The organism is Psittacicella melopsittaci (assembly GCF_003585925.1).
In the GTDB taxonomy this organism is placed as follows: domain Bacteria; phylum Pseudomonadota; class Gammaproteobacteria; order Enterobacterales; family Psittacicellaceae; genus Psittacicella; species Psittacicella melopsittaci.
Window position 1 is genome coordinate 1 of sequence record NZ_NRJH01000093.1, and the last position, 3,142, is coordinate 3,142.

Here is a 3,142-nt window from a genome sequence, read left to right on the forward strand (position 1 = left end):
AGGATTACTAGTAAACTACGTAATTTTTTTTAAATAATTTTACCAATTATTTTAAGGCTTAATTATATAAAATTTTTTTTAAAAAGTCTTTGAAAATATTAATTTATTTGCACAAAAATATTTGTTTAAATTATTTATAGAAAATACAAGGCTAAAATATAAAAAAGTCTTCCGAAAGTAAAAATCGGAAGACTTTTTTTTGGTTTAAATTATTTTCTTACAAGAACTAAATTATCAGTTAACCAACCTGCGATTCCGTCTTTTAAAATATAAACGCTTGTGAATCCCATTTTTGTTAATGCTTTACCTGATTCAAGTAAGTTTAAACCATCTTGATTAACTAAAATCACAGGCTTGTCTTTGTAGTTATCAATTTTACCTGTGTTTTGTGTTTTAATGTCAGAAGGTAGTAAGTGTACTGAACCTGTGATGTGTCCACTTTTAAAATCATTTAAAGATCTTAAGTCAACAATAATACCTTTTTGTGAGTTAACTAAAACCCCAACCATATTATTACCAATAACATTTACTCCACTTAATTTATCTTGGATAAATGTAAAGATAATAGCTACGAAGCATGCAATCCATGCTAGTGATAAAAATGGATGATTAAAGAAAAATTCCATAAACTTTAAAAAATTATAAATTTTATTGTCTGTTCTTAATTATATCAGAAGAGACGCTAAAAATAAAACAAAAGCTAAGGGTCTTGATAAAATCAAGACCCTTTATATATAGATAACCTTATTTTAGATTAGTCTAAATATTTTTTGCTTACAAATGATAGATCATCATTTAAAGTATAAACGATAGGTTCACCTGTAGGGATTTCTAGATTTAGAATGTCTTCATCAGAAATACCTTCGATGTGTTTAGCTAAAGCACGTAAAGAATTACCGTGAGCAACAACTAAAACTACATCACCTTTTAATAATGCAGGTGCAATTGCATCTTCCCAGTATGGAAGAGCACGTTTTAATGTAAGTTTTAAAGATTCATGATCAGGAATTACTGAAGGATCTAGTAATTTGTAGCGACGATCATTGTGAGCAGAATCTGGTGAGTTACGATCCATTTCTGGTGGTGGAACGTCGTATGAACGTCTCCAGATGTGAACTTGTTCATCACCGTATTTTTCAGCTGTTTCTTTTTTATTTAAACCTTGAAGTGCACCATAGTGACGTTCATTTAAACGCCAGTTTTTAATTTGAGGTACAAATAATTGATCTGATTCTTCAAGAATTAAGTTACAAGTTTTGATTGCACGTGTTAAAACAGAAGTAAATGCAACATCGAATTCATATCCAGCTGCTTTTAATTTTTTACCAGCATTTCTTGCTTCTTCAACACCACGTTCTGTTAAATTAACATCGTGCCAACCTGTAAATAAGTTTTTAGCGTTCCATTCACTAAAACCGTGACGAACAAATACTAAAGTCTTAGCCATTGTTAAAACCTCATATAAAGCTAATTATTAAAAATAATTAGATTAGTTTAAATAAAATTGCTCTCAATGAGCTACACAATCATTGAGGAATTGTGCTTAATTATATCACAGTATAATAAAACTAAAACAAAAAATTATGCCGTTTTAGCTAGAGTACCGAATATAAAATTATACGAGAGGATATCCTGCTTGTACCCAAGCAGTAATCCCACCATCAAGCGAATAAATATTATCAAAGCCCTTTAAAGTAAGGTCATAAGTAACTGCTTTTGAAGCGTTACCGTGATAACATTGCATCACCACAATGGTGTCGTCATTAAAATAATTAGCTTCATGGAAAAAGCTTTCGGAAGTAAGATGAATAGCATCTTTAATATGACCTTGATTGTACTCATCTAAACGGCGCATATCAAAGATAACTACCTCCTTGCCCTGATTGATTAAATTATTTAACTCTTCTACTGAAATAGTTTTAATTGGATTTTCCATAAAATAAAAGGGGTTGATGAAAAAAGAGGATTAAGGAAAAAGTAAAATATTTTATACTTTGTCTTTCTTATCTTCTACGTTTGTTTCATTATCTGGTTTATTGGTAAAGTCTAAACTTTGTGGTTTGATTACAGGTGTAGTTGAAGCGATAGTAGCTGTAGATGAACTAACACCATGAGTTAATTTAGAAATACCGCTAATTTTGTCTTGGTGTTTATTATAGAAATATAAATAAATACCAGAGCCAATAATAATTACATAACCTATTACAGAAATAAAGTCAGGTACAGACATAAAGATTATATATCCTAAAACAAAGTTCCAAATTAAACTTGTGTAAGAATATACACTAATTTCTTTAGCTGGAGCGTATTTAAATGAATAGGTTAAGGCAAACTGACCTACAGCCGAACAAATACTTGAAAGAATTAACCATAAATAAAATAATCCAGCCCCATCAAAACCTTGGAAGTTTTTAATGGTTGGATAAATCATGGTTATGATAATAAAGCATGAAAGGTGGAACATGATAGTAGCAGGGTGTTCACCTTTTTCTTTTGTTGTTAAGTATCGAATACACATGTAAGCAATACTAACTAATAAAGTACCTGTTAAACCAATAATGTAGGCAAGAATATTTGGATTGTCGAAACTAGGTTTAATGATTAGTACAACCGCAATCAAGCTAACTACGACAATTATAATTTGTGTAACAGTAACCTTTTCTTTAAGGAAAATTGCACATAAAATCAGAAGTAGCACTGAGTTTAACTTTAACATCATGTCAGCATCAGCTAAACTAACATAGTTTAAGGCATAGATATTACAAAGCATAGCTATACCACCAGCTGCAGAACGTAAGATTAACACTAGTGCATTGTTCTTATGGCCAAGAAGTTTAACGTCAGGGTTTTTCTTTTTAGCTTGGTAAACTAAAAACCAAGCAACTATAAATAGTCCAACTCCACGAGAAAGTAGTTTTTCATAAGAACTTATATTGTTACCTATAAGCTTAAAGAATAAACTCATTAAGGCTAGAGCAAAAGCAGAAAGGAGTGAACAGAGAATTCCTTTAGAAAGGTTTGACATTAATACTCCATCTAAAAACAAATAAAATTAACAATTAGATATATTATAAGGGATAAAGGAATCTGATAAGTGAAAAATAGAACTTGTTACTAAAACCAAGAATAAAAGAAGAATAAA

General features: G+C 30.2%; 4 protein-coding genes. All 4 read right to left on the reverse strand.

Going from position 1 to position 3,142, the window contains the following annotated elements:
* Nucleotides 1-209: 209 nt before the first annotated feature.
* A complete protein-coding gene (locus CJP74_RS07915; protein WP_119497982.1) occupies nt 210-626 on the reverse strand; it encodes a rhodanese-like domain-containing protein in 417 nt (138 codons plus the stop codon).
* Between the two features lie 128 nt (nt 627-754).
* Nucleotides 755-1,447, reverse strand: coding sequence for a 2,3-diphosphoglycerate-dependent phosphoglycerate mutase (locus tag CJP74_RS07920; RefSeq protein WP_119497984.1), 693 nt, complete (start codon nt 1,445-1,447; stop codon nt 755-757).
* A 168-nt stretch (nt 1,448-1,615) separates the two neighbouring features.
* Nucleotides 1,616-1,936, reverse strand: coding sequence for a rhodanese-like domain-containing protein (locus tag CJP74_RS07925; protein ID WP_119497986.1), 321 nt, complete (start codon nt 1,934-1,936; stop codon nt 1,616-1,618).
* A gap of 51 nt (nt 1,937-1,987) precedes the next feature.
* The gene (locus CJP74_RS07930) at nt 1,988-3,025 is read right to left on the reverse strand and encodes a DMT family transporter (RefSeq protein ID WP_119497988.1); all 1,038 of its coding nucleotides are present in this window, start codon (nt 3,023-3,025) and stop codon (nt 1,988-1,990) included.
* Nucleotides 3,026-3,142: the final 117 nt, after the last annotated feature.